The 23,113-nt window shown below is 64.5% G+C and carries 22 protein-coding genes; 19 read left to right on the forward strand and 3 right to left on the reverse strand.

Going from position 1 to position 23,113, the window contains the following annotated elements:
- The first annotated feature begins 2 nt into the window (after window positions 1–2).
- From ACWA1U_RS10015 to ACWA1U_RS10085, 15 genes are all read left to right on the forward strand, one after another.
- Entirely contained in the window at window positions 3–2,078 is a 2,076-nt protein-coding gene (locus ACWA1U_RS10015) for an acetyl/propionyl/methylcrotonyl-CoA carboxylase subunit alpha (protein WP_463722052.1), read from the forward strand.
- Window positions 2,072–3,235, forward strand: coding sequence for an acyl-CoA dehydrogenase family protein (locus tag ACWA1U_RS10020; RefSeq protein ID WP_463725006.1), 1,164 nt, complete (start codon window positions 2,072–2,074; stop codon window positions 3,233–3,235). The genes ACWA1U_RS10015 and ACWA1U_RS10020 overlap by 7 nt, the downstream gene beginning before the upstream one ends.
- Before the next feature lie 30 nt (window positions 3,236–3,265).
- Window positions 3,266–4,051 (forward strand): CoA transferase subunit A, encoded by a 786-nt coding sequence (locus ACWA1U_RS10025; RefSeq protein ID WP_463722053.1) that lies wholly within the window; start codon window positions 3,266–3,268, stop codon window positions 4,049–4,051.
- A 2-nt stretch (window positions 4,052–4,053) separates the two neighbouring features.
- Window positions 4,054–4,710 (forward strand): CoA transferase subunit B, encoded by a 657-nt coding sequence (locus ACWA1U_RS10030; RefSeq protein WP_463722054.1) that lies wholly within the window; start codon window positions 4,054–4,056, stop codon window positions 4,708–4,710.
- Window positions 4,700–5,236 (forward strand): MaoC family dehydratase, encoded by a 537-nt coding sequence (locus ACWA1U_RS10035; protein ID WP_463722055.1) that lies wholly within the window; start codon window positions 4,700–4,702, stop codon window positions 5,234–5,236. Before ACWA1U_RS10030 ends, ACWA1U_RS10035 begins: the two co-directional genes overlap by 11 nt.
- Window positions 5,237–5,247: 11 nt before the next feature.
- Window positions 5,248–6,045, forward strand: a complete 798-nt coding sequence (locus tag ACWA1U_RS10040) for an HpcH/HpaI aldolase/citrate lyase family protein (RefSeq protein WP_463725007.1) — start codon at window positions 5,248–5,250, stop codon at window positions 6,043–6,045.
- Window positions 6,046–6,169: 124 nt separating this feature from the next.
- Window positions 6,170–6,841: an NAD(P)-binding oxidoreductase gene (locus ACWA1U_RS10045; protein ID WP_463722056.1), complete on the forward strand. Its 672-nt coding sequence runs from the start codon at window positions 6,170–6,172 to the stop codon at window positions 6,839–6,841.
- 58 nt (window positions 6,842–6,899) lie between these two features.
- On the forward strand, window positions 6,900–8,105 hold the full coding sequence (gene dxr, locus ACWA1U_RS10050; RefSeq protein WP_463722057.1) for a 1-deoxy-D-xylulose-5-phosphate reductoisomerase: 1,206 nt from the start codon (window positions 6,900–6,902) through the stop codon (window positions 8,103–8,105).
- A gap of 25 nt (window positions 8,106–8,130) precedes the next feature.
- A complete protein-coding gene (locus ACWA1U_RS10055) occupies window positions 8,131–9,474 on the forward strand; it encodes a M50 family metallopeptidase (RefSeq protein ID WP_463722058.1) in 1,344 nt (447 codons plus the stop codon).
- A gap of 220 nt (window positions 9,475–9,694) precedes the next feature.
- Complete coding sequence (locus ACWA1U_RS10060; RefSeq protein WP_463722059.1) at window positions 9,695–9,991, forward strand: YciI family protein; 297 nt, start codon at window positions 9,695–9,697, stop codon at window positions 9,989–9,991.
- A 52-nt stretch (window positions 9,992–10,043) separates the two neighbouring features.
- Window positions 10,044–11,210, forward strand: coding sequence for a flavodoxin-dependent (E)-4-hydroxy-3-methylbut-2-enyl-diphosphate synthase (gene ispG, locus ACWA1U_RS10065; RefSeq protein WP_463722060.1), 1,167 nt, complete (start codon window positions 10,044–10,046; stop codon window positions 11,208–11,210).
- The gene (locus ACWA1U_RS10070; RefSeq protein ID WP_463722061.1) at window positions 11,185–12,057 is read left to right on the forward strand and encodes a GNAT family N-acetyltransferase; all 873 of its coding nucleotides are present in this window, start codon (window positions 11,185–11,187) and stop codon (window positions 12,055–12,057) included. Before ispG ends, ACWA1U_RS10070 begins: the two co-directional genes overlap by 26 nt.
- 35 nt (window positions 12,058–12,092) lie before the next feature.
- Window positions 12,093–12,860, forward strand: coding sequence for a hypothetical protein (locus ACWA1U_RS10075; protein WP_463722062.1), 768 nt, complete (start codon window positions 12,093–12,095; stop codon window positions 12,858–12,860).
- A gap of 121 nt (window positions 12,861–12,981) precedes the next feature.
- Window positions 12,982–14,781 (forward strand): proline--tRNA ligase, encoded by a 1,800-nt coding sequence (locus ACWA1U_RS10080; protein ID WP_463722063.1) that lies wholly within the window; start codon window positions 12,982–12,984, stop codon window positions 14,779–14,781.
- An 8-nt stretch (window positions 14,782–14,789) separates the two neighbouring features.
- Window positions 14,790–15,584: a sulfite exporter TauE/SafE family protein gene (locus tag ACWA1U_RS10085; protein ID WP_463722064.1), complete on the forward strand. Its 795-nt coding sequence runs from the start codon at window positions 14,790–14,792 to the stop codon at window positions 15,582–15,584.
- A gap of 37 nt (window positions 15,585–15,621) precedes the next feature.
- Here ACWA1U_RS10085 and ACWA1U_RS10090 read toward each other — a convergent pair whose 3' ends face one another.
- Window positions 15,622–16,614 carry an aminoglycoside phosphotransferase family protein gene (locus ACWA1U_RS10090; protein WP_463722065.1) on the reverse strand — a complete coding sequence of 331 codons (993 nt, stop codon included), beginning with the start codon at window positions 16,612–16,614 and terminating at the stop codon, window positions 15,622–15,624.
- Window positions 16,615–16,681: 67 nt separating this feature from the next.
- Window positions 16,682–17,767, reverse strand: coding sequence for a ferritin family protein (locus ACWA1U_RS10095; protein ID WP_463722066.1), 1,086 nt, complete (start codon window positions 17,765–17,767; stop codon window positions 16,682–16,684).
- A 104-nt stretch (window positions 17,768–17,871) separates the two neighbouring features.
- Here ACWA1U_RS10095 and ACWA1U_RS10100 point away from each other — a divergent pair, with 104 nt between their 5' ends.
- On the forward strand, window positions 17,872–18,504 hold the full coding sequence (locus ACWA1U_RS10100) for a ribosome maturation factor RimP (protein ID WP_463722067.1): 633 nt from the start codon (window positions 17,872–17,874) through the stop codon (window positions 18,502–18,504).
- A gap of 30 nt (window positions 18,505–18,534) precedes the next feature.
- Window positions 18,535–19,506, forward strand: a complete 972-nt coding sequence (gene nusA, locus ACWA1U_RS10105) for a transcription termination factor NusA (RefSeq protein ID WP_463722068.1) — start codon at window positions 18,535–18,537, stop codon at window positions 19,504–19,506.
- A gap of 64 nt (window positions 19,507–19,570) precedes the next feature.
- Here the strand turns inward: nusA and ACWA1U_RS10110 are convergent, their stop codons facing one another.
- Entirely contained in the window at window positions 19,571–19,726 is a 156-nt protein-coding gene (locus ACWA1U_RS10110) for a hypothetical protein (protein WP_463725094.1), read from the reverse strand.
- Between ACWA1U_RS10110 and ACWA1U_RS10115 the strand changes: the two genes are divergently transcribed.
- Both ACWA1U_RS10115 and infB read left to right on the forward strand, forming a co-directional pair.
- A complete protein-coding gene (locus tag ACWA1U_RS10115) occupies window positions 19,652–19,900 on the forward strand; it encodes a YlxR family protein (protein WP_463725008.1) in 249 nt (82 codons plus the stop codon). The two genes, ACWA1U_RS10110 and ACWA1U_RS10115, sit on opposite strands and share 75 nt — an antisense overlap.
- A gap of 152 nt (window positions 19,901–20,052) precedes the next feature.
- Entirely contained in the window at window positions 20,053–22,944 is a 2,892-nt protein-coding gene (gene infB, locus ACWA1U_RS10120; RefSeq protein WP_463722069.1) for a translation initiation factor IF-2, read from the forward strand.
- The last annotated feature ends 169 nt before the right edge of the window (window positions 22,945–23,113 follow it).

Raw genomic sequence — 23,113 nt, forward strand, 5'->3', positions numbered from 1 at the left:
CAGTGAACAACAGCGAAATATCTAAACCAGCACTCTTCGACTCGGTCCTCGTCGCGAACCGGGGCGAGATCGCCTGCCGCGTCATCCGCACGCTCCGGGCACTGGGTATCCGATCGGTCGCGGTATACAGCGACGCCGACGCCGGTGCCCGCCACGTGCGCGAAGCTGACCAGGCCGTTCGCATCGGTCCCGCGGCGCCCACCCAGAGCTACCTCAATATCGAGGCGATCATCGGTGCCTGCACAGCAACGGGCGCGCAGGCAGTGCACCCCGGGTATGGCTTCCTGAGCGAGAACCAGGCGTTTGCGCGTGCACTCGAAGAAGCTGGCATCGTCTTCATCGGTCCGAGGGTGCACGCGCTCAATGTGATGGGCGACAAGATCCGGTCGAAGAACCACGTGACCGGGTTCGATGTGCCGGTGGTGCCCGGCATCGCCAAACCGGGGCTCACCGACGAGGATCTGAGCGCTGCGGCCAGCGAGGTTGGCTACCCGCTGTTGATCAAGCCCTCCGCCGGTGGTGGCGGCAAGGGGATGCATGTCGTGGAGCGTCCGGAGGAGCTGCCGGGGACCCTGAAGACCGCCAGGCGAGTGGCTGCCTCGGCGTTCGGGGACGACACGTTGTTCCTCGAACGCTTGGTCCGCACCCCGCGCCACATCGAGGTCCAGGTTCTCGCAGATACTTTCGGCAACGTCATCCACCTGGGGGAGCGGGAATGTTCCCTCCAGCGCCGGCACCAGAAGGTCATTGAGGAAGCACCGTCACCCCTGCTCGACGAAGCTACCCGCGCGCGTATCGGTGAGGCTGCCTGCAACGCCGCCCGCAGCGTCGAGTACGTCGGCGCGGGAACGGTCGAATTCCTCGTGTCGGACGATGCCCCGGATGAGTTTTTCTTCATGGAGATGAACACCCGCCTGCAGGTGGAACATCCCGTCACCGAAATGGTCACCGGTGTGGACCTCGTCGAATGGCAGGTCCGGATCGCTGCAGGGGAGAAGCTCACCCTGGCGCAGAACGACGTCGTACTGACCGGCCACGCGGTCGAAGCCCGCGTGTACGCTGAGGACGCCGAAGCGGGATTCCTTCCGTCGGCAGGCACCGTCGCCGCACTGTCAGAGCCGTCCGGCGAGGGTATCCGGGTGGACAGCGCCCTTGTTCCCGGCCTGGAAGTGTCCCCGACCTATGACCCAATGCTCTCCAAGGTCATCGCCTGGGCTCCCTCCCGGGCAGAAGCCCTGGACCGCCTGGACTCTGCGCTCGCTGACACCGTGATCGCAGGGCTCCGCACCAATGTGGAGTACCTGCGCCTCCTGATCAACGACGAAGACGTCCGCGCCGGGAAGCTCGACACCACCATGATCGAGCGGAAGCTCCCGGAATTCTCCTTCCGCGAAGCAACCGACGCTGAACTGGCCGCTGCAGCCGTGCTGTTGTCCGAAAGAAATGCGGCCGTCGCCACCGACTCACCGTGGCACCGCGGAGACGGCTGGCGGATTGGCGGTGCCCATGTCGGCATACCGGTCCAGCTCGAGGTGCCCAACTCGAGCGCCCGGAAGCTCACGCTCACCAGCGACGGAGCGAACACCCGGGTGGACGTTGACGGGACGGAGTTCGTGGTGACCCGGCTCCCGGGGCGCCGAACCGGCGAGGGACCCGTCGTCGTCGTCGATCACGTCACCCTCGGCACCCGTTTCACCCTCGCGGCGGGCGCGGGTGTTGCAGGCGACACCGTGTGGCTCACGGACGGAGGTTGGTCCCTCCCCGTGCGCAAACTCAGCCGGCAGGAAATTCTTCAGGCCCAGCTTGCCTTGATTGCGCGCGCAGACGGGGCAGCAGACCCGGAGGTCCGCTCTCCCATGCCGGGAACGGTCATTGCGGTGAACGTGACCGACGGCGAGCAGGTCGAGGAAGGCCAGGTGCTGTTGAGTGTCGAGGCCATGAAGATGGAGCACCAGCTCACGGCAGCGGTCGCAGGCACCGTTGCAATCAACCTCAGCCCGGGAGACCTCGTCTCCGCAAACCAGATCGTGGCCCGAATACATCCGAACTCCACCGAACAGGAAGACCCCACATCATGAATTTCGAATTGAGCGAGGACTACCAGGACCTCGTCGACACCGTCCGGGATTTCGCGGACCAGGTTGTTGCACCGGTGTCGGCCAAGCACGACGAAGAGCACAGCTTTCCCTACGAGGTCATCTCGCAGATGGGCGACATGGGCCTGTTCGGTCTGCCTTTCCCGGAGCAGTACGGCGGAATGGACGGCGATTACTTCGCGCTGTGCCTGGCACTCGAGCAGCTGGCGCGGGTGGATCAGTCGGTCGCCATCACCCTGGAGGCCGGCGTCTCACTCGGTGCCATGCCGATCTTCCGGTTCGGCACCGAAGAGCAGAAGCAGCAGTGGCTTCCGCAGCTGACCAGCGGCCAGGCGCTCGCAGGGTTTGGCCTCACTGAGTCGGAGGCGGGTTCGGACGCGTCCGGTACCAAGACCAACGCCAAAGTCGAAAACGGTGAGTGGGTTATCAACGGCACCAAGGAGTTCATCACCAACTCCGGCACGGACATCACCCGCCTGGTGACAGTTACGGCCGTCACCGACACCAAAACCCGCGACGACGGCTCGGTGAAGAAGGAAATCTCCACCATCCTGGTTCCCACCGACACCCCGGGCTTCACGGCAGAGAAGGCCTACAACAAGGTCGGCTGGAATGCCTCGGACACCCACCCGCTGACCCTCAGGGACGTCCGCGTACCCGAGGCCAACCTGTTGGGTACGCGCGGCCGCGGCTACGCAAACTTCCTCCAGATCCTCGACGAGGGCCGCATCGCCATCGCCGCGCTGGCAACAGGTGCCGCACAGGGGTGCGTCGAGGAATCGATCCGCTACGCCAAGGAACGGCAGGCATTCGGTACCAACATCGGTTCGTACCAGTCCATCCAGTTCAAGATCGCCCGGATGCAGGCACGCGCCCACACAGCCCGGCTCGCCTACTACGACGCCGCGTCGCGGATGCTCGCGGGCAAGCCGTTCAAGACCCAAGCGTCCATCGCTAAGCTGGTCGCAGGCGAGGCCGCCATGGACAACGCCCGCGATGCCACCCAGATCTTCGGCGGGTATGGCTTCATGAACGAGTTCAGGGTGTCCCGCCACTACCGCGACTCGAAGATCCTTGAGGTCGGCGAGGGAACCACCGAAGTGCAGCTCATGCTCATCGCCCGCGAACTTGGGCTCTGAGTACCTGATCAGTAGGTCAAAGGAGAAGCAGTGATAGACAAAGTCGTCGCTTCAGCAGCAGAGGCCGTTGCGGACATTCCGGACGGGTCGTCCCTGGCCGTAGGCGGATTTGGGCTGTGTGGCATTCCGGTCGCGCTCATTGATGCGCTTCACCACCAGGGCACCACCGACCTCGAGACCATCAGCAACAACTGCGGAGTTGACGGCTGGGGTCTCGGGCGCCTGCTGGATGATCACCGCATCCGGCGCACTATCGGTTCGTACGTGGGGGAGAACAAGGAGTTCGCCCGTCAGTACCTTTCCGGCGAGCTCGAGGTGGTCCTCACCCCACAGGGCACGCTGGCCGAGAAGCTGCGCGCCGGCGGCGCGGGAATTCCCGCGTTCTACACAACGGCGGGGGTGGGTACGCAGGTCAGCGAGGGCGGGCTTCCACAGAAGTACGACGACGCCGGCAACGTCGCGATTGCCTCCGAACCGAAGGAAGTCCGTGAGTTCAACGGACAGGACTATGTCCTGGAAGAATCCGTAGCGCCGGACTTCGCGCTGGTGCACGCCTGGAAGGGTGACCGGCACGGGAACCTGGTATTCCACGCGACGGCAATGAATTTCAACCCGCTGTGCGCGCAGGCTGGCCGCATCACCATCGCCGAGGTCGAGGAACTGGTGGAACCCGGGGAGCTGGACCCCGAGCACATCCACACCCCCGGAATCTTCGTCCAACGCGTTGTGCACGCGCCCAATACCGAGAAGCGCATCGAGAAGCGCACGGTATCACTGGATTCTGCGGGATCCTCCGGCCCGGCGAAGGAGCTCTAACCATGGCCCTGACACGCAACGAACTGGCGGCCCGGGTCGCACAGGAACTCGAAAACGGACAGTACGTCAACCTCGGCATCGGCATGCCAACCCTCATCCCGAACTACATTCCAGCCGACGTGGAGGTGGTCCTGCACTCCGAGAACGGGATTCTCGGAGTGGGTCCGTACCCCACTGAGGAACAGTTGGACCCGGACCTCATCAACGCCGGAAAGGAAACCGTCACCGTCAACAAGGGCTCGGCGTTCTTCGACTCGGCTGCGTCCTTCGGGATGGTGCGGGGCGGCCACGTGGACCTGGCCGTGCTCGGCGCGATGGAAGTTGCCGTCAACGGCGACCTCGCGAACTGGATGATCCCCGGCAAAATGGTCAAGGGCATGGGAGGGGCGATGGACCTGGTGTTCGGCGCCAAGCGGCTCATAGTGATGATGGAGCACATGGACCGGAACGGGAATCCGAAGATCGTGAAGGAATGCTCGTTGCCACTGACGGGCAAGGGCTGCGTCGACCGGATCATCACCGACCTCGCCGTGATCGACATCGACCACGAGCGCGACGGCGGCACGCTGATCCTGCGCGAGACGGCTCCCGGAGTCACCGTCGATGAGGTCATCGCGGCTACTGGTGCCCCGCTGGAGGTGCAGCTGGATGCCCGCTGAAAGCATGCCCGTCGATAGCTCTGCCAAACGCACCATCCTGCAGCGCGGACTCTACTTCGATGAGCTGGACACCGGCGCGGTCTACGCGCACAGCCCTGGCCGCACACTTACCGAAGCGGACAACGTGCTGTTCACCACCATGACCATGAACACGCAGGCCCTCCATCTCGACGCTGCCTTCAGTTCCGGGCAGCCCTTCGGCCAGCGGCTGGTGAACTCGATGCTGACCCTGGCCACCGTCGTCGGGCAGTCAGTGACGCAACTGACGCAGGGGACCATCGTCGCGCAGCTCGGCCTGACGGATATCTCCTTCCCGAAGCCGGTCTTCCACGGAGACACCCTGTACACGGAGACCGAGGTCGTTGAGAAGCGGCCCTCGAAGTCCCGTCCCGGCCAGGGCATTGTCACCATGAGGCACACCGGCAGGAACCAGGACGGCGACGTTGTGGCACTCGCCAGCCGCAGTGTCCTGATGTGGACGCGGGAAGGTCATGAGAAGCAGGGCAAAGGGGTGACTACGGCGTGAATACCCTGTCCATGGGACCCGCGCTGCTGTTCTGCCCAGCTGATCGGCCCGAACGCTACGGCAAGGCACTCGAGAGGGCTGACGCCGTCATCGTCGATCTGGAAGACGCCGTTGCGCCCGGAGACAAGCCGGCTGCACGCGAGGCGCTGGCCGCGAGCAATCTCGACCCTGCGCGAACCATCGTGAGGGTGAATCCAGCCCAGACCCACGATTTCGCGAGGGACCTCGAGGCGCTCCGCGAAACCCCGTACCGCACGGTGATGCTGGCCAAGACCGAAGGCGTCGAAGACCTGTGGGGGCTCAACGGGTACGAGGTCATTGCGCTGTGCGAGACGGCACGGGGGATCGTGAAGGCGGCGGAGCTTGCGGAGGAGCCCAACGTCGTCGCGCTGATGTGGGGGGCGGAAGACCTGGTGGCCTCGCTGGGCGGCACCGGAAGCCGCAAGGACGACGGCGGCTACCGTGACGTTGCGCTGCACGCCAGGTCGCAGGTTCTGCTGGCCGCTGGTGCGGCTGGCAAGCAGGCCGTGGACGCGGTCTATGTGAACATCCCTGACCTTGAGGGGCTGGCTGTAGAAGCGCGCGACGCTGTGGCTTCCGGGTTTGCGCTGAAGGCCTGCATCCACCCGGGCCAGGTCGAGGTGATCCGGAAGGCATACCGTCCCTCAGCGGAAGAGGAGCAGTTCGCCCGTGACGTGCTGGCGGAAGCGAAGCTCCACGGCGGGGTGTTCACGTTCAAGGGGAAGATGGTCGACGGCCCGATCCTCCGCCACGCAGAGCAAACCCTCCGCCGGGCGGGGCGCGGATAAGGTCTCCCGGTCGAATTTTCAGGACACGCCCCGAATAGCTGTCCAATAGGGGATCTTGCTGAGTCAACGCAGGATGGTGAGCTGAATGGGGAATGCCCGCGACCGCCCATAGGTTACGCGAACCATGAGAACAGTCATCGCAGGAGCCCACGGCCAGATTGCACGCGAACTCACCCGGCAGCTGGTCCGCCACGGCCATGAGGTCGTCGGCCTGATCCGCAACCCCAAACACACTGCCGACCTCGAGCAGGACGGCGCGACGCCAGTTGTATTCGACCTGGAGGCTGGCTCCGCTGAGGAGCTCGCTGTGCACCTGCAGAACGCAGACGCCGCTGTCTTCGCAGCCGGTGCAGGCCCAGGTAGCAGCACGGATCGCAAGGACACCGTTGACCGCGGCGCTTCGGTGCTCCTCGCAGACGCAGCGGAACTTGCCGGAGTCAGCAGGTTCATCCAGGTGTCCTCAATGGGCGCCGACACCGTCGGTGACGGCCAGCGACCCAAGGGCATCGACGACGTCTTCTACGCCTACCTCCAGGCGAAGCTGGCAGCCGAAGTTGACCTCCGCCAGCGGCGGAAACTTGCCTGGACCATCGTTCGGCCCGGCGCTCTGACCAACGACGCCGGCACCGGGCGGGTCACGCTCACCGCGCACACCGGCAACGGCTCAATACCGCGCCAGGATGTCGCATCGGTTCTTGCCGCACTGCTGATCTCACGCCTCGGGGGCGGCAGGGTCCTCGAACTCATCGAAGGCCCTGAAACAATCGCCGACGCCGTGGCTACGATCGCCCGGTAGCGCGTCCCGCCCATCGGCACAAACACTCGCGCCCCCGCCGGTACGGAATACTGAGGGGATGGAGTTCCCGAGCACGCAGTCCGCACCCCGCCGCGTAGTCATCCTCGGCTCGACCGGGTCGGTCGGCACCCAGGCGCTCGATGTCATCGCGCAGTCACCCGAGCTGTTCACCGTAGCCGGACTCTCCGCGGGCGGCTCGAACCTGGCACTCCTGGCGCAGCAGGCGGTTGACTTCGAATCTCCAGTTGTGACCGCGGCCGGTGCGAGCGGGGAAGCGCTCGCGGAAGCTATCAGCGAGGCAGCCAGGAAGGCCGGCAAGCCCGGCTACCGACCCGAAATTCTCACCGGTCCAGACGCATCGGCGAATCTCGCGGGCGCGCCTGGCGCCGACGTCGTACTCAACGCCATCACCGGCTCAATCGGGCTCGCCCCCACCCTCGCAGCGTTGAAGCAGGGCCACCTGCTCGCGTTGGCCAATAAGGAATCCCTCATCGCAGGCGGCCAGCTCGTCAAGGATGCAGCGGGAGAAGGGCAGATCGTCCCGGTCGATTCGGAGCACTCCGCCATCGCTCAAGCGCTCCGATCGGGCACACAGGACGAGGTCGCGCGCCTCGTCCTCACCGCATCCGGAGGACCGTTCCGCGGTCGCACCCGCGCGGAGATGGAATCCGTCACGCCCGCAGAGGCACTCGCGCACCCCACCTGGGATATGGGCCTGATGGTCACCACCAACTCGGCAACCATGGTCAATAAAGCGCTCGAGGTCATCGAGGCGCACCTGCTCTTCGACGTCACGCTGGACCGGATCGACGTCGTCGTCCACCCGCAGTCGGTGGTGCACTCAATGGTGGAATTCATCGACGGATCGACCATCGCCCAGGCCTCCCCTCCGGACATGCGCCTGCCGATCGCCCTGGGGATGGGATGGCCCCACCGCGTTCGCGGGGCGGCGAAGGGCTGTGACTGGTCCAAGGCCGCGTCCTGGACGTTCGAGCCGCTGGATCGGGACGCCTTCCCCGCCGTCGAACTGGCAAAGCAGGCGTCAGGCGCAGGCGGCACCTACATGGCCGTCTACAACGCCGCCAACGAGGAAGCCGTCGCAGCATTCCACGCCGGTAGCATCGGATTCACCGCTATCGTGGACACAGTCCGTGCCGTGCTGGATGACCACACAAGTGAGCAGAAGGTCACCCTTGAATCAGTACTCGACGCCGAAGGCTGGGCACGCCGCAGCGCCCGGATTCGTTGTGGTTTGCAGGACTGACCCACCCACAAAGAAGGATCCCTAGTTGTCCATCGTGCTTTTCATCGCAGGCGTGCTTTTCGTCGCTGTGGGTATTGCCGCGTCGATCGCCCTGCACGAAGTGGGCCACCTGGTCCCCGCCAAGCTCTTCAAAGTCCGCGTAACCCAGTACATGATCGGCTTTGGCCCCACCGTCTTCTCCCGGCGCAGGGGGGAGACCGAGTACGGGCTGAAGGCCCTCCCGCTGGGCGGCTACGTCTCGATGATCGGCATGTTCCCTCCGAAGACCGACGACGGCGGCACCATCCGCCAGTCCAGCACCGGAATGTTCCAGCAGCTTGCGGCGGATGCCCGGCAGGCTGCCGCGGAGCAGCTTCAGCCGGGGGATGAGAACCGCGTCTTTTACAAGCTGCCGATCTGGAAGCGCATCATCATTATGCTCGGCGGTCCGGTGATGAACCTCATCATCGGCATCCTGATGTTCGCGGTGCTGATCATGGGCTTCGGCTCCGCGCAAGCCACCACCAAGGTGTCCGAGGTGTACCAGTGCGTGGTTTCGGCCAGCCAGCAGCAGGACACCGGCCAGAGCAGCTGTTCAGCCGACGATCCCGCGGCGCCCGCTTTCGAAGCTGGCCTGCAGCCCGGCGACCGCATCACCGGCTTCGACGGCCAGGAAGTGACGAGCTGGGAGCAGCTCTCCGCCTGGATCCGCGACGCAGCGGGCCAGGAAGTGCCCATCACCTATGTGCGCGACGGTGAAACCATCAACGCCACGATCGAGCCGCTGCTGACCGAACGCCCTGTCCCCGACGTCGACGGACGGGCAAAGGTCGACGACGACGGCACGCCGGTCATGGAGGAAGTTGGCTTCATAGGCGTTGGCTCGCAGCAGGAACTGGTTCCACAACCTGCCACCGAGGTGATGCCTGCGGTGGGCGACAGCCTGGTGCGGGTGACCGGCGTCGTACTCAATCTTCCGCAGCGTGTGGCGCAGGTGGCGGAAGCCGCGTTCTCGGACGCACCGCGCGATCCCGAGGGTCCCATCAGCGTTGTCGGGGTGGGGCGGATCGCCGGCGAAGTGTCCGCGATGGAAGAAGTGCCGCTGGAATCACGCGCCGCCACACTGGTGGGGCTCGTGGGCGGCGTGAACCTTGCGTTGTTCGTCTTCAACCTGATTCCGCTCCTTCCGCTTGACGGCGGGCACATCGCCGGCGCCCTGTGGGAGGGAATCCGGCGAACCATCGCGAAGGTGTTCAGGAAGCCCGACCCGGGCCCTTTCGACATGGCGAAGCTCCTGCCGGTCACCTACGCAGTTGCCATCCTGCTGATGGGCATGGGAGCACTGCTGATCTACGCAGACATCGTCAAGCCCGTCGACCTGTTCGGCTAGCGCCTATCGGCCCCCAGGGCTCGCGTCGCTCGCACTGGGTCCCTACCGATAGCGCCTATCGGCCCCCCAGGGCTCGCGTCGCTCGCACTGGGTCCCTACCGATAGCGCCTATCGGCCCCCCAGGGCTCGCGTCGCTCGCACTGGGTCCCTACCGATAGCGCCTATTGGCCCCCAGGGCTCGCGTCGCTCGCACTGGGTCCCTACCGATAGGCTTAGCTCCATGAGTGTCTTCGCAGTTGAGTACGTATATGCAGCCGAGTCCACCGAGGCCCGGAACGAGCATCGTCCGGCCCACCGGGAGTGGTTGAACGGGCTTGTGAGTGAAAAGAAGGTACTTGCTTCGGGGCCCTTCGCAGACAACGCAGGCGCGCTCCTGCTCTTCGTCGCTGACGGTGAGGCTGAGCTCAACGAACTGCTGAAACAGGATCCATTCGCGGTGGCGGGAACTGTTTCGGCGGTCAAGACCACCCAGTGGAATCCAGTGATTGGTGTCCTCGCGGAGCACGCGGAACAGTAACGGGCACGCGGAGCGTTAACGAATTACCTGAAACCTATCCCTGGAGGAAGCTTTGACCTCGGTCAACCTCGGAATGCCTGCCGCACCGCCGCCTACCCTGGCGCCGCGGCGCAAGACACGCCAGATCAAGGTGGGATCCGTGGGAGTCGGTTCGGACTCGCCCGTCAGCGTGCAGTCCATGACCACCACCCCCACCACGGACATCAACGCCACCCTGCAGCAGATCGCCGAGCTTACGGCCTCGGGCTGTGACATCGTCCGGGTCGCGTGTCCCTCTGCTGATGACGCCGAAGCCCTGCCCATCATCGCCAGGAAATCGCAGATCCCAGTGATCGCAGACATCCACTTCCAGCCTAAATACGTGTTCGCGGCCATCGACGCCGGGTGCGCGGCAGTCCGCGTCAATCCCGGAAACATCCGTAAGTTTGATGACCAGGTGAAGGAGATCGCCGCCGTCGCCAAGGCAGCTGGAACCTCTATCCGCATCGGCGTAAACGCAGGCTCGCTTGATCCCCGGCTGCTTGAAAAGTATGGAAAGGCCACACCCGAAGCGCTGGTCGAATCGGCGGTCTGGGAAGCCTCACTGTTCGAGGAACATGATTTCCACGACTTCAAGATCTCGGTCAAACACAACGATCCAGTGGTGATGGTCCGCGCCTACGAACTGCTCGCCGAACGCGGTGACTGGCCGCTGCACCTCGGTGTCACCGAGGCGGGCCCGGCTTTCCAAGGGACCATCAAGTCGGCAACCGCCTTCGGGGCACTGCTCTCGAAGGGCATCGGCGACACCATCCGGGTCTCCCTGTCTGCACCGCCGGTTGAGGAAATCAAGGTCGGCAACCAGATTTTGCAGTCGTTGAATCTACGCCCGCGCAAGCTGGATATTGTCTCCTGCCCGTCGTGTGGCCGCGCCCAGGTGGACGTGTATACCCTCGCGGAACAGGTGACTGCAGGTCTTGAGGGCATGGAGGTCCCCTTGCGGGTTGCGGTCATGGGTTGTGTTGTCAACGGGCCCGGAGAGGCCCGCGAAGCTGACCTGGGTGTCGCCTCCGGAAACGGTAAGGGTCAGATTTTTGTCAAGGGAGAGGTCATCAAGACTGTCCCTGAGGACCAGATTGTTGAGACACTCATTGAAGAAGCAATGAGAATAGCCGAAGAGATGGGCGAGACGGATGGCGAAACTGCTGGGTCGGGTGGCCCCGTGGTTTCCGTCCGGTAAGGACCACCCGGACCAAGCCGAATTCCGGACGCTCGGGCGGAAAGACACGCCGCAGCTGTGGCGGCTGGTCAACGAGGACAGCACGGCCAACGTTTTCATGGCTGCCCACCTGGAAGCGGCCGGTTCCGCCGCGCCGTCGTCGAACGGTGGTGAAGTGGTCGGTGCGTTCCGCGGGTCCCGGCTCATTTCCGCCTGCTGGACCGGCGTGAACCTGGTGCCGATTGGAATGACCGACGACGACGCCGCCCGGCTGGGTACGCAGCTCGGCCAGCAGGGCCGCCGGTTCTCGTCGATTTTCGGTCCGGCGTCCAGCGTGCTCGCCGTCTGGTCAACCTTGAGTGCCTTCAGCCCAGCACCATTCGATGTGCGCGCCGAGCAACCTCTCCTTGCGATCAGTTCACCTTCGGGCATCCCGCCCTCCCGTTCGCTGCGTTTCACCCGGCCACATGAGCTTGAGAAGATCCTCCCGGCATGCGCAGCCATGTTCGAGGAGGAGGTGGGGTACTCGCCCTACGTCGGAGGAGAGGAGCACTACCGGCGCCGCGTGGCAGGCCTCATCCGAAGGCAGCATTCGATGGTGGATTTCGACGCCGACGGCGAAGTCATCTTCAAGGCCGAGCTCGGCACGGTTTCGGCCAGCGTCGTGCAGATTCAGGGTGTGTGGATCAATCCGCGCTACCGCGGCCGTGGGCTTGGCGCCGGTTACATGGCAGCCGTTGTCGGGGAAGCGCTGAAGTTCGCGCCGGTGGCCAGCCTGTACGTCAACTCCTTCAACTCCCGCGCCCTCGCGCTGTACGAACGCGTCGGGTTCACCCGGACCGGTGAGTTCGCGACGGTCCTGTTCTGACCCTCCACCGGTTACTCACATTCGAAAGGCAGGCCATGGCAAAGGCAATCCCTTACACGGTTGGGATTGCCGTGCTCCTTGCCCTCGCTGGTTGCAGCGGCCAACCGGACGAAGATCCAGCCACGTCTGCCTCATCCGCTAGAGCAAGCGAGCCCGCCGAACCCACGGAAGCTCCGTCGTCGGAGGGACAGGGCCCAGCGGCCACCGGGCTTCAACGCTCCGCAGCGGAACTCGAGGCCGTGCTGACCGCGGTGAGCGAGGGTGAATCATTGAACGCACAGGTGATCCCCGACGAACAGCTCCGGACATTGTTGGAGGAAGGCAGCGGGACCCTCGGCGACGTTGCCGTAAGGCCCGAAGAATGCAACGCCTTCGCGGAAAGCGATCCTACGGATATCACCGCGGAAGCGAACCTGGCCGAAATGACGTTTGCGGGGGAGTCCTCCCTCCAGCCTGACAGGATCAGCCTCTCGAGCGTGCCGTCGAGCCAGGCGGTGGAGGAGCAGATCGCCACCAGCCGGGCGAAACTCCAGGTCTGTTCCGACTTCGAGATGGACATTGGCAACGACGTGATCTCGGCGTCGGTCGGGGAACTCGACGTTCAAACTGACGCGGAGCAGGAGATCGCGGTACGGACAACCGTCCGTGTACCCGGGAGCATCCAGGAATCAGTGACCGTGACCGGGGTCGTCGGCGGTACTTCGGTCAACGTGGTGGTTGGCAGTTCGGGTGATGCCGAAGCCGATGTGCAGCGTGCGGCCGCCCTGGTCAATGCCGTCGTCGCGGAGCTGGCGGCCCTCTGAGGCCCCGGTGGCCGCTGGTGTACCCGGCAGCTCGCCCGACCGGCTAGATTGGTAGGTGTTGTTTGCCGCCGACGGTTTCTGAGGCCAGCGGCAAAAAGTGCCTAAGAAACGGATTCCAAGCGTGGTCCTTCGACTCTCCACCCTCTTCCTGCGCACCCTTCGCGAGGATCCCTCCGAAGCCGAGGTTGCCAGCCACCGGTTACTCCTGCGCGCAGGCTACATCCGCCGGGCCGCCCCCGGCATCTACAGCTGGCTGCCGCTCGGCCTGAAGGTGCTCGCGAAGGTGGAGAACATCATCCGCGAGGAGATGGACGCCATCGGATCACAGGAAGTGCACTTCCCTGCGCTGCTGCCCAAAGAGCCCTATGAGGCGACCAACCGCTGGACTGAGTACGGCGATGGCATTTTCCGGCTGAAGGACCGCAAGGATGCGGACTACCTGCTCGCGCCGACACACGAGGAGATGTTCACGCTCCTGGTCAAGGACCTGTACAACTCGTACAAGGACCTGCCGCTCAGCCTCTTCCAGATCCAGACCAAGTACCGCGATGAAGCACGTCCGCGCGCGGGCCTCCTTCGCGGCCGCGAGTTCATCATGAAGGATTCCTACTCCTTCGACATCGACGACGACGGTCTTGAGCGCAGCTACCAGGCGCACCGCGAGGCCTACCTGCGCATCTTCGCGCGGCTCGGCCTCGATGTGGTTCCCGTTACCGCAACGGCCGGCGCGATGGGCGGATCCAAGAGCGAGGAATTCCTCCACCCCACCGAGATTGGCGAGGACACTTTCGTAGTGTCCGACGGCGGCTACACGGCGAACGTCGAAGCCGTCACCACTGTAGTGCCCGAGGAAATCGACTACAGCAACGCGCCGGTCGCAGAGGTTCGCGACACTCCTGAAACACCGACCATCGACACGCTGGTGGATCACGCCAACGCCGCGCAGCCACGGGAAGACCGCCCCTGGACTGCCGCCGACACCCTCAAGAACGTGGTGCTGGCGGCAGTGCTTCCCACCGGTGAACGCGAGCTCGTCGTTGTCGGTGTGCCCGGAGACCGCAACGTCGACCTGAAGCGCATCGAGGCGAATATCGGGACTCACCTCGACGTTGGCGGGGAAGTTTCCGTCGAAGCGGCCACGGATGAGGACCTGAAAAAGCATCCGGGGCTCGTGAAGGGGTACATCGGGCCGGGATTGAGCCTCGACTCCGCGGTTCTTGGATCGAAGGGCTCCACCGGCCTGACCTACCTGGTGGACCCGCGCGTGGTGTCGGGCACGAGCTGGCTTACCGGCGCCAACGTCCAAGGCAACCACGTCTTCGGCCTCGTAGCGTGCCGGGATTTCTGTTGGGACGGCGTGATCGAGTCCGTGGAGGTCGCCGAGGGTGATATGGCTCCTGACGGCTCCGGTCCTCTTCGCACCCAGCGCGGCATCGAGATGGGCCACATCTTCCAGCTGGGGCGCAAGTATGCGGAGGCCCTGCAGTTGAAGGTCCTGGACCAGAACGGCAAGCTCGCCACGGTGACCATGGGTTCCTACGGTGTGGGTGTCACCCGCGCGGTGGCTGCCCTGGCCGAATCCAACCGGGATGATAAGGGCATCATCTGGCCGCGTAACGTCGCGCCGGCTGATGTCCACCTCGTCGCAACAGGCAAGGGCGAGGAGATCTTCGCTGCCGCCGAGAAGCTCGCCGGTGAACTGGAGAGCCACTCACTGACCGTCCTCTATGACGATCGGCCCAAGGTGTCGCCCGGTGTGAAGTTCGGTGATGCCGAACTGATCGGCATTCCCACCATCGTTGTCGTGGGCCGCGGACTGGCGGACGGCGTCGTGGAAGTCAAGGACCGCTTGTCCGGAGCCAGCGAAAACGTGGCGGTTGCCGACGTCGTTGATCACCTTCGTGCGCTGATCCACGCGTAGGTTGCCTGATGTTGTCGGGGCTGGAGGATATCCAGGCCACCACCGTCCTGCTCATCATCGTCGCGGGATTCGCCGCCGGCTGGGTTGACGCCGTCGTTGGTGGTGGCGGGCTCCTTCAGCTTCCAGCCCTGCTCATGGTCCCGGGCATTACGCCGGTGCAGGCGCTGGCAACCAACAAGATGGGTTCCATCTTCGGCACGACGACGAGCGCCATCACTTACTTCCGGCGTGCACGGCCGGACCTCAGGACGGCCGTGCCCATGGCACTCATTGCGTTGGCGGGAAGTTTCGGGGGTGCCATCCTGGCGGCGTCCCTTCCCGCTTCGGTGTTCAAGCCGATCATCATCGCTGCGCTGATTGCCGTTGCCGTCTTTACCGCATTCCGGCCAACGGTCGGCACGCTGACACAGCTTCGGTACAGGGGGCATCGCCATTACGGTACCGCCGGGGCGATCGGGCTGGTGATCGGGTTCTATGACGGTCTAATCGGGCCGGGAACGGGATCGTTCCTCATTATCGCCATGGTGACCCTGCTCGGGTACAGCTTCCTGGGCGCCAGCGCCAAGGCAAAGATCGTGAACATGGCGACCAACCTCGGGGCACTGGCGTTCTTCCTGCCCAACGGGTCCCTGCTCTGGGGGCTTGGGCTGGTCCTTGGCGGAGCCAACATGGTTGGCGGCTACCTGGGCTCGCGGATGGCGATCACGAAGGGCAGCACGTTTATCCGCGTGGTGTTCCTGGTGGTCGTCGGCGCGCTGATCGTGAAGCTCGGCTACGACGTATGGGTGGAGAACATCCTCTAGCCAGGTGAAAAGTTTCGGCACCGTTTGCAGGAGTTGATCACGGTCCCGCCAGGGCCGCAGCAGGCGGCAGGTCTGCGAGCGGCTTGCGCAACAGGTTGCTTGCCACCCAAAGCGAGCGGTCGGCGTCGTCGTTCATCCCGTCGCGCAGGTAGCCGAGGGCATTGTCAACCTCCCGGACAACCGACCAGTCCCGTGCAAGCATTGGGTCCAGGCCCGCCGCGAGCGAAAGGTCCGTGCAGCGGTCGCGGAGGTGTGCGCCGGCATCCGAGGGGTGGAGATCCGCGATGCGGTTCCAAAGCATCGGTGCCACTGCGAACTCCGCGTCCCCGAGCAGCGGTTTCGGGTCGATGGCAAGGAACTGCCGTGGGTGCTCAAGGACAGGCAGGATGTTCAGGTAGTGAAGGTCCGAGTGCACCAGGACGTCCCGATTACTGCGCCGACCAACTGCTCCGTGCACCTGGCAAACTTCGAGAGCGTACTCCAGGAGCCACCTGTCGAAAGGCCGCCCCAGCGTCTCCCACTCAAGTGGCAGCGTGTCCGTCCACTGTTCAGCCAGGTCCGCTACCGAGGGGATGTCCCGCCAGCACGGGCCGGATTGGGCAGGAATGGAAAGGCGGCGCATCAGCGAGCCCCAGATTCCGGCAGTCTCAGGCAGACCTACATCGGACAGCGACGAGTCGCCGTCAAGGCGTTCCAGCAGGAGCACGTGGGCCGCGCGGGACGCGTCAATCAGTTCGACTGCACCGTTGCCGTTCCAGAGGATGAGCGCATCAGGCTCGGGCAGCGCCTCATCATGGGGGACTGTGAGTTTGAGGGCAGCTGGCCGCCCGTCAGCGCACACCACGGGGAGAACGACTGCGCAGTGTCCGGTCCAGGGAACGCCGTCGTGGGCAAGGTCAAGGACCAGATCCCACTGTTCGAGGAATCGCGTCGCGAGGTCCGGCCAGCCGTCCAGCCATGCCCTGCCGTGCGGCAGGTTCAGCGCGTTGCGAATGAGGGAACGCGGGAGCTCGATATCACGTGCATCCACCTGCTAAGCGTAACGGGCAGCCAGCACAGGACCGGTGTTGGCCACCCGGGTTTCGCCGATTGCCCAGTTAGGAGCCCGCGGGTTCCGCGGACGGGTACTGCTTCGGGTCTATGCCCGGGAAGTAACCCAACGGGCGCTCGCCCCCGGATGCCGCGAGCAACGCTGTGGGTGCAAGGCGGCCCAGTGCCCAAACCCTCTCCGGCCCGGGTGGTGTAAGCCCAACCAGGTCGGTGTAGGTGCGGACAAGGCCTCGCTCCAGTTCGTTCAGTGCGGCGTCAGGATCGGCGAGAAATCCGGCGTCGAGGGCGGATCCCGCAGGCTGAAGCGGTTCGGCGCTGCACTTAGCCGCCAGAAGGGCAGACCCGACGACGGCGGCCTCCTCGTGTTCTGCGGCACGTCGAAGGTAGGTGTCGGGTTCGGCAGAGCGGGCTGCTGCGACTTCGTAGGCATAGGAGGACCGGTGCTCCGCGAGGACAGCTATCCGGATCCCTATCAGCGTCGGTTCAACACCAGCGGAGGGGGTGCCGGCGCAGGGGGCGCCGTCGTCGTTCTCTGTACTTTCCAGTACCTGAACTGGTGCGGCGGGCGTCTCGAGCTCCTGGCTGGCTGCCAACTTCCTCGCCTGGAGCCACTGGGACGTGCCCACGGACGCCAGCAGCCGTGCCGCCCCTGGATCTGCCGTCGCGGACGCGTCGAAGGCGGACGTGTACGACGCCGTGAGGTCAGTCAGGAAGGTAGCGGCCGATGGTGCAGCCGTCGGGGTCGCTGGCGTTGACGCACTCGAACCTTCAGTTCCACCCTCACCATCCGGTGCGGTCGGGGACGGGGAGGCCGGAAGCTGCAGTGCGGCAGCGTGCAGAGCGAATAATTCCGCAAGTGAGGAGTAGAGCGCAGCATCCTCGGGGTTCGAGCCCCGCGCCAGGGAACCAGCGGTCACCGCCAGGCCTTCTGCGGCGGACGCTGCCTCGGCCATGGATTGTTCGGTTGCCGTGGGCGGGGGAGGAGGAGCCTGCCGTGAACTGATCAGCCCAATGCACGCCACCAGCAGTAAAACCAGGAGCAGGAGAGCTCCGCGAAGCAGGCGGCGCATGGTTCGGCCGAAGCCGCGGCCGTTGGATTCGGGACGGGCAGCAGCGTCCCCGGAAGGCTTCACAACCGCTCATCATGCCACGCTGCGGAGCCTTCCGCATGACATTCACTGTGCTGACATAAAGTCGTTAGGGTAGTAGCTACAAGATCTCAAGAGCGGAGGCGGCAGTGGGTACACATCGAGCGCCGGCGCGGTCCGGTAAGCAGAGCGCCGCCGGCAGGCAGGGCGGCCCCGCGAAGGGGCACGGTTCGGGAGAGACGCACATCGATGCCGTCGCAGAAGCACAGCGCCTGAGCCAGTATCTCCGTCCGACCGTTGAGCTCCACAGCCTCATTCTTGAGGATGTCGAGGTCCGCATAGCGGGTAGTCACCGCACGGTTCACGTCGTCGTCGACCTGCCGGATGATTCCACGGGCGGCGTCAGCCTCGACTCGATCTCAGAGGTATCGCAGGGACTGTCGGATGCCATGGACCAGGACCCTAATGATGACGGGCGCCCCTACAACCTCGAAGTGTCTTCCCCCGGCGTCTCACGCCCCCTGACCGAACCCCGCCATTGGCGGCGCAACGTGGGCAGGCTGGTGGCCGTTCAACTGGTCGATGGGGACCAGTTTGAAGGCAGGTTGATGGAGGCGAAAGACTCCCACGTGGTGGTGCGCCCGCTGCTTCCCGTGAAAAAAGGCACTAAACCGAAGTTTGGGGACGATCGGGAGCTGACGTATGACAAAATCCGCAAGGGCACTGTTCAGGTTGAGTTCGCCCACGCTGATGCCGAGGAAACCGGCGGCGACAATGAATGAGAACCACCGCTGGCTACTGAGGAGGACCCAATGGACATAGATATGAGTGCTCTGAGACTGTTGGAGCGCGAGCGGGAGATCCCCCTTGAACTGCTCATTCCCACGATCGAGCAGGCACTGCTGGTTGCCTACCACAAGACCGCCGGCGCACAGGACGTTGCCCGGGCGGAACTGGACCGCAAGAGCGGCCATGTGACCATCTGGGCAACCGAGGTCGACGACGACGGCGCGGCAGTGGGCGAGTTCGACGACACCCCTACGGGCTTCGGTCGCATCGCGGCAAGCACCGCCCGGCAGATCATCCTCCAGCGCCTTCGCGACGTCGAGGACGACAACGTGCTGGGAGAGTTCCGCGGGAAGGAAGGCGAGCTTGTCGCCGGGATGATCCAGCAGGGCAACAACCCTCACATGATCCAGGTGAATCTTGGTTCTGTGGAGGCGTTGCTTCCCCCGCCCGAGCAGGTCCCCGGAGAAAAGTACGTCCACGGAGCACGCATCCGTGCGTTCGTGATCGATGTGCGCCGTGGAATGAAAGGCCCCTCGATCACACTGTCCCGGTCCCATCCGGGCCTGGTGCGCAAGTTGTTCGAGCTGGAGGTCCCGGAGATCGCTGACCGGTCAGTCGAAATTGTTGCCCTTGCGCGCGAGGCCGGGCATCGGACCAAGATTGCTGTGAAGGCCCACGTTCCCGGAGTAAATGCGAAGGGTGCCTGCATCGGCGAGATGGGCTCCCGCGTACGTGCAGTGATGAGTGAGCTGAACGACGAAAAGATCGACATTGTCGATTTCAGCGAAGATCCGGCAACGTTTATCGCCAGCTCGCTTTCGCCGTCGCGTGTGACCTCGGTAACGATCACCGACGAGAGCACCCGCAGCGCCAGGGTCGTCGTGCCGGACTACCAGCTGTCGCTTGCCATTGGCAAGGAAGGCCAGAACGCGCGCCTGGCAGCCAAGCTGACGGGTTGGCGCATCGACATCGCCTCCGACGCAGCCCAGTCCTGATCCTCAACGAATCGCCGGATGCGCCATATTGGAACTCAAGGCGCTAGAATAGACAGGGCTTATGTCATTGCGCCACCAACCGAAAAGAACTTGCATCGGTTGTCGTTGCCGCGACGACCAGGCCAATCTGGTTCGATGCGTGGTAATCAGCAGTGATGGCGTCAGCGCCGTCGAAGTTGATCACAACCGTCGCCTGACGGGCAGGGGTGCCTGGTTGCATCCCCAACCGTCCTGTGTGGAACTGGCAATCAAACGCAAAGCGTTCAGTCGTGCCTTTCGTGGTGCGGCTGACACGCAGGCTCTTGAGCGCTGGCTACACGCACTCCGGGAAACTTCCCTGTTGGGGGCTTCCTGCAAGAACACCGTCCTCCCTGAAAGCGGGTCAGAAAACTGATGGAAACCCGATGAGTACCCAGCGATGAGTGCCCAACGATGAACAATCTGTTGAGCTCTGCATTCGGCGCGTCAACTGCCTCGGCAGCTGGGGTGTGCAGTAGGAATTAGACGGTTCGCCCCTGACTCGGTGCGGACCGAGACAGGAGAAATGTGGCCAAGGTCCGCGTACACGAGCTTGCAAAAGAGCTCGGCATTACCTCAAAGGATGCAGTAGCCAAGCTGCAGGAACTGGGCGAATTCGTCCGGTCGGCATCCTCAACCATCGAAGCGCCAGTCGTGAAAAAACTTCGCGGCGCTTTCCCTGACGCCCCCGTAGCAAAAGCACCTGCTGCTGCTGCTAAGGCGTCCCCATCCGCTCCGAGGCCGGCAACGCCCGGTCCGGCGGCTCCGGCACGCGCTGCCGAGAAGCCTGTAGAGCAGCCAGCGCAGGCAACACCGGCGGCACCAGCCGCTCCGGCAGAGCAGGCGCCCGCGTTCAAGGCTCCTGTTGCTCCCGCACCGGTTCAGGACGCACCAACCGGTGACGCTGGAGAGACAGACACCAAGTCCGGTCCCAAGCCCGCCGCGGCACGTCCGGCACCGGCACGCCCGGCTGCAGCACGTCCAGCAGACCGCACTGGTGGACCCCGTCCGGGCAACAACCCGTTCGCTACTTCCCAGGGCATGCCGCGTTCGGGTCGCGGCGACGGAGACCGCTCCGGCGGCCCCCGGCCCGGAAACAACCCATTTGCACCTTCCCAGGGCATGCCACGACCAGGTGGACGTCGTGACGACGAGCGCGGCCAGCGTCCGGCAGCCGGTGCGGGCGGCCCCCGCCCGGCAGCGGGAGCCGGTGGCCCACGTCCGGCGGCTGGTTCGGGTGGCCCACGTCCGGGTGCCCCACGCCCCGGTGCTCCCCGTCCTGCTGGTGCAGGCGGTGCGCGTCCTACACCAGGCATGATGCCCAACCGCACTGAGCGTCCAGCGGCTCCCGGCCGCGGTGGCGCACCGGGACGCGGCGGTGCTCCCGGCCGCGGGCCGGGCGGCGCGCCCGGCGCCGGTGCAGGCGGCGGCGGTGGCGCACCTGTCGGCGGTGGATTCGGCAAGGGCGGTCGCGGACGCGGCGGCACTGCTGGTGCATTCGGCAAGGGCGGAGCGGGACGCGGCAAGCAGCGCAAGTCGAAGCGGGCAAAGCGGCAGGAACTGGAGCAGATGTCAGCTCCGTCGCTGGGCGGCGTCAGCGTCCCCCGCGGCGACGGCAGCACCGTCATTCGCCTGCGTCGCGGCTCGTCGATCACCGAGTTCGCAGAGAAGATTGATGCGAACCCGGCAGCGTTGGTCACTGTGCTGTTCCACCTCGGTGAAATGGCAACGGCTACGCAGTCACTCGATGAAGGCACCTTCGAGGTGCTCGGATCCGAGCTCGGCTACAAAATCCAGGTCGTGTCCCCGGAGGACGAGGAGCGCGAGCTGCTCGAGAACTTCGACATCGACCTCGATGCTGAACTCGACGCGGAAGGCGATGCACAGCTTGAGGCGCGGCCTCCAGTAGTGACCGTCATGGGTCACGTCGACCACGGTAAAACCCGCTTGCTGGATGCAATCCGAAAGTCGAACGTGGTTGCAGGCGAGCACGGCGGCATCACCCAGCACATCGGTGCCTACCAGATCGACCACGAGCATGAGGGTAACAACCGCCCCATCACCTTCATTGACACCCCGGGCCACGAGGCGTTCACCGCTATGCGTGCCCGTGGCGCGAAGGTCACCGACATTGCCGTGCTGGTTGTCGCAGCGGACGACGGCGTCATGCCGCAGACCGTTGAGGCTCTGAACCACGCGCAGGCAGCGAACGTGCCCATCGTGGTTGCGGTCAACAAGATCGATAAGGAAGGCGCCAACCCGGACAAGGTCAAGGGCCAGCTCACCGAGTACGGTCTGGTTCCTGAAGAGTACGGCGGCGACACCATGTTCGTTCACGTCTCAGCCTTGAGGGGTGAAGGCATCGAGGAACTCCTTGAGGCCGTATTGCTGACCGCGGATGCCGCGCTGGACATGCGTGCCAACCCGAACAAGGACGCCCGCGGTATCGCGATTGAAGCGAACCTGGACAAGGGCCGTGGTGCTGTTGCTACAGTGCTGGTCCAGTCCGGAACGCTGAACGTCGGCGACACCATCGTGGCGGGTATCGCCCACGGTCGAGTCCGCGCGATGTTCAACGAGGACGGAGACAACCTTTACCAGGCAGGGCCATCGCGTCCCGTGCAGGTGCTGGGACTCTCGACCGTTCCGCGTGCCGGCGACACCTTCCTCGTGACCACTGATGAGCGCACCGCGCGCCAGATCGCCGAGAAGCGTGAAGCCGCGGACCGCAATGCGGCTTTGGCCAAGCGTCGCAAGCGCGTCAGCCTTGAGGACTTCGATCAGGCCGTGGCCGAGGGCAAGGTCGACACTCTCAACCTGATCCTCAAGGGCGATGTGTCCGGTGCAGTGGAAGCCCTCGAGGATTCACTGCTCAAGATCGACGTCGGCGAGGGCGTTGCCCTCCGCGTCATCCACCGCGGTGTTGGTGCCATCACGCAAAACGACGTCAACCTTGCAACGGTGGACAGCGCGATCATCATCGGCTTCAACGTTCGGCCCGCCGAGCGTGTCGCCGAACTGGCCGACCGCGAGGGTGTGGACCTCCGCTTCTACTCCGTCATCTATGCAGCCATCGATGACATTGAGCTTGCACTCAAGGGCATGCTCAAGCCCGAGTACGAGGAAGCCCAGTTGGGTACGGCGGAGATCCGGGAAGTGTTCCGGTCCTCCAAGTTCGGCAACATCGCCGGTTCGATCGTCCGTTCCGGTGTTATCCGCAGGAACTCGAAGGCGCGCCTTGTCCGCGATGGTGTTGTGGTTGGAGACAACCTCACCGTCGAGTCACTGCGCCGCTTCAAGGACGACGCCACCGAGGTCCGCACGGACTTTGAGTGTGGTATCGGCCTTGGGTCCTTCAACGATGTCAAGGAAGGCGACATCGTGGAGACCTACGAGATGCGCGAGAAGCCGCGGGTCTAGGTTCGTCGCTGGTGGGCCGCCTGCGCGGCGGCCTACCAGCACAAACCTCACCAGAACTGGCTGCGGGACGACGACGGTTCGCGCCGTCGTCGTCATCGTTTCGCCCCCACACACGGGCCCCGTTCCTGTAGTTACTATTCACAGTTACCGCTCCCGAAAGGGATGAACA

The sequence above is a fragment of the Arthrobacter sp. TRD_SC_6 genome (assembly GCF_055361185.1).

What these genes read in the sequence shown, in the direction of transcription:
- ACWA1U_RS10035 (WP_463722055.1), top strand. Translation starts at nt 4,700, where the DNA reads ATGCCCGCTGAAAGCATGCCCGTCGATAGCTCTGCCAAACGCACCATC.
- ACWA1U_RS10060 (WP_463722059.1), top strand. Translation starts at nt 9,695, where the DNA reads ATGAGTGTCTTCGCAGTTGAGTACGTATATGCAGCCGAGTCCACCGAG.
- ACWA1U_RS10030 (WP_463722054.1), top strand. Translation starts at nt 4,054, where the DNA reads ATGGCCCTGACACGCAACGAACTGGCGGCCCGGGTCGCACAGGAACTC.
- ACWA1U_RS10045 (WP_463722056.1), top strand. Translation starts at nt 6,170, where the DNA reads ATGAGAACAGTCATCGCAGGAGCCCACGGCCAGATTGCACGCGAACTC.
- ACWA1U_RS10085 (WP_463722064.1), top strand. Translation starts at nt 14,790, where the DNA reads ATGTTGTCGGGGCTGGAGGATATCCAGGCCACCACCGTCCTGCTCATC.
- ACWA1U_RS10040 (WP_463725007.1), top strand. Translation starts at nt 5,248, where the DNA reads ATGGGACCCGCGCTGCTGTTCTGCCCAGCTGATCGGCCCGAACGCTAC.
- nusA (WP_463722068.1), top strand. Translation starts at nt 18,535, where the DNA reads ATGGACATAGATATGAGTGCTCTGAGACTGTTGGAGCGCGAGCGGGAG.
- ACWA1U_RS10110 (WP_463725094.1), bottom strand. Translation starts at nt 19,726, where the DNA reads ATGCAACCAGGCACCCCTGCCCGTCAGGCGACGGTTGTGATCAACTTC.
- ACWA1U_RS10075 (WP_463722062.1), top strand. Translation starts at nt 12,093, where the DNA reads ATGGCAAAGGCAATCCCTTACACGGTTGGGATTGCCGTGCTCCTTGCC.
- dxr (WP_463722057.1), top strand. Translation starts at nt 6,900, where the DNA reads ATGGAGTTCCCGAGCACGCAGTCCGCACCCCGCCGCGTAGTCATCCTC.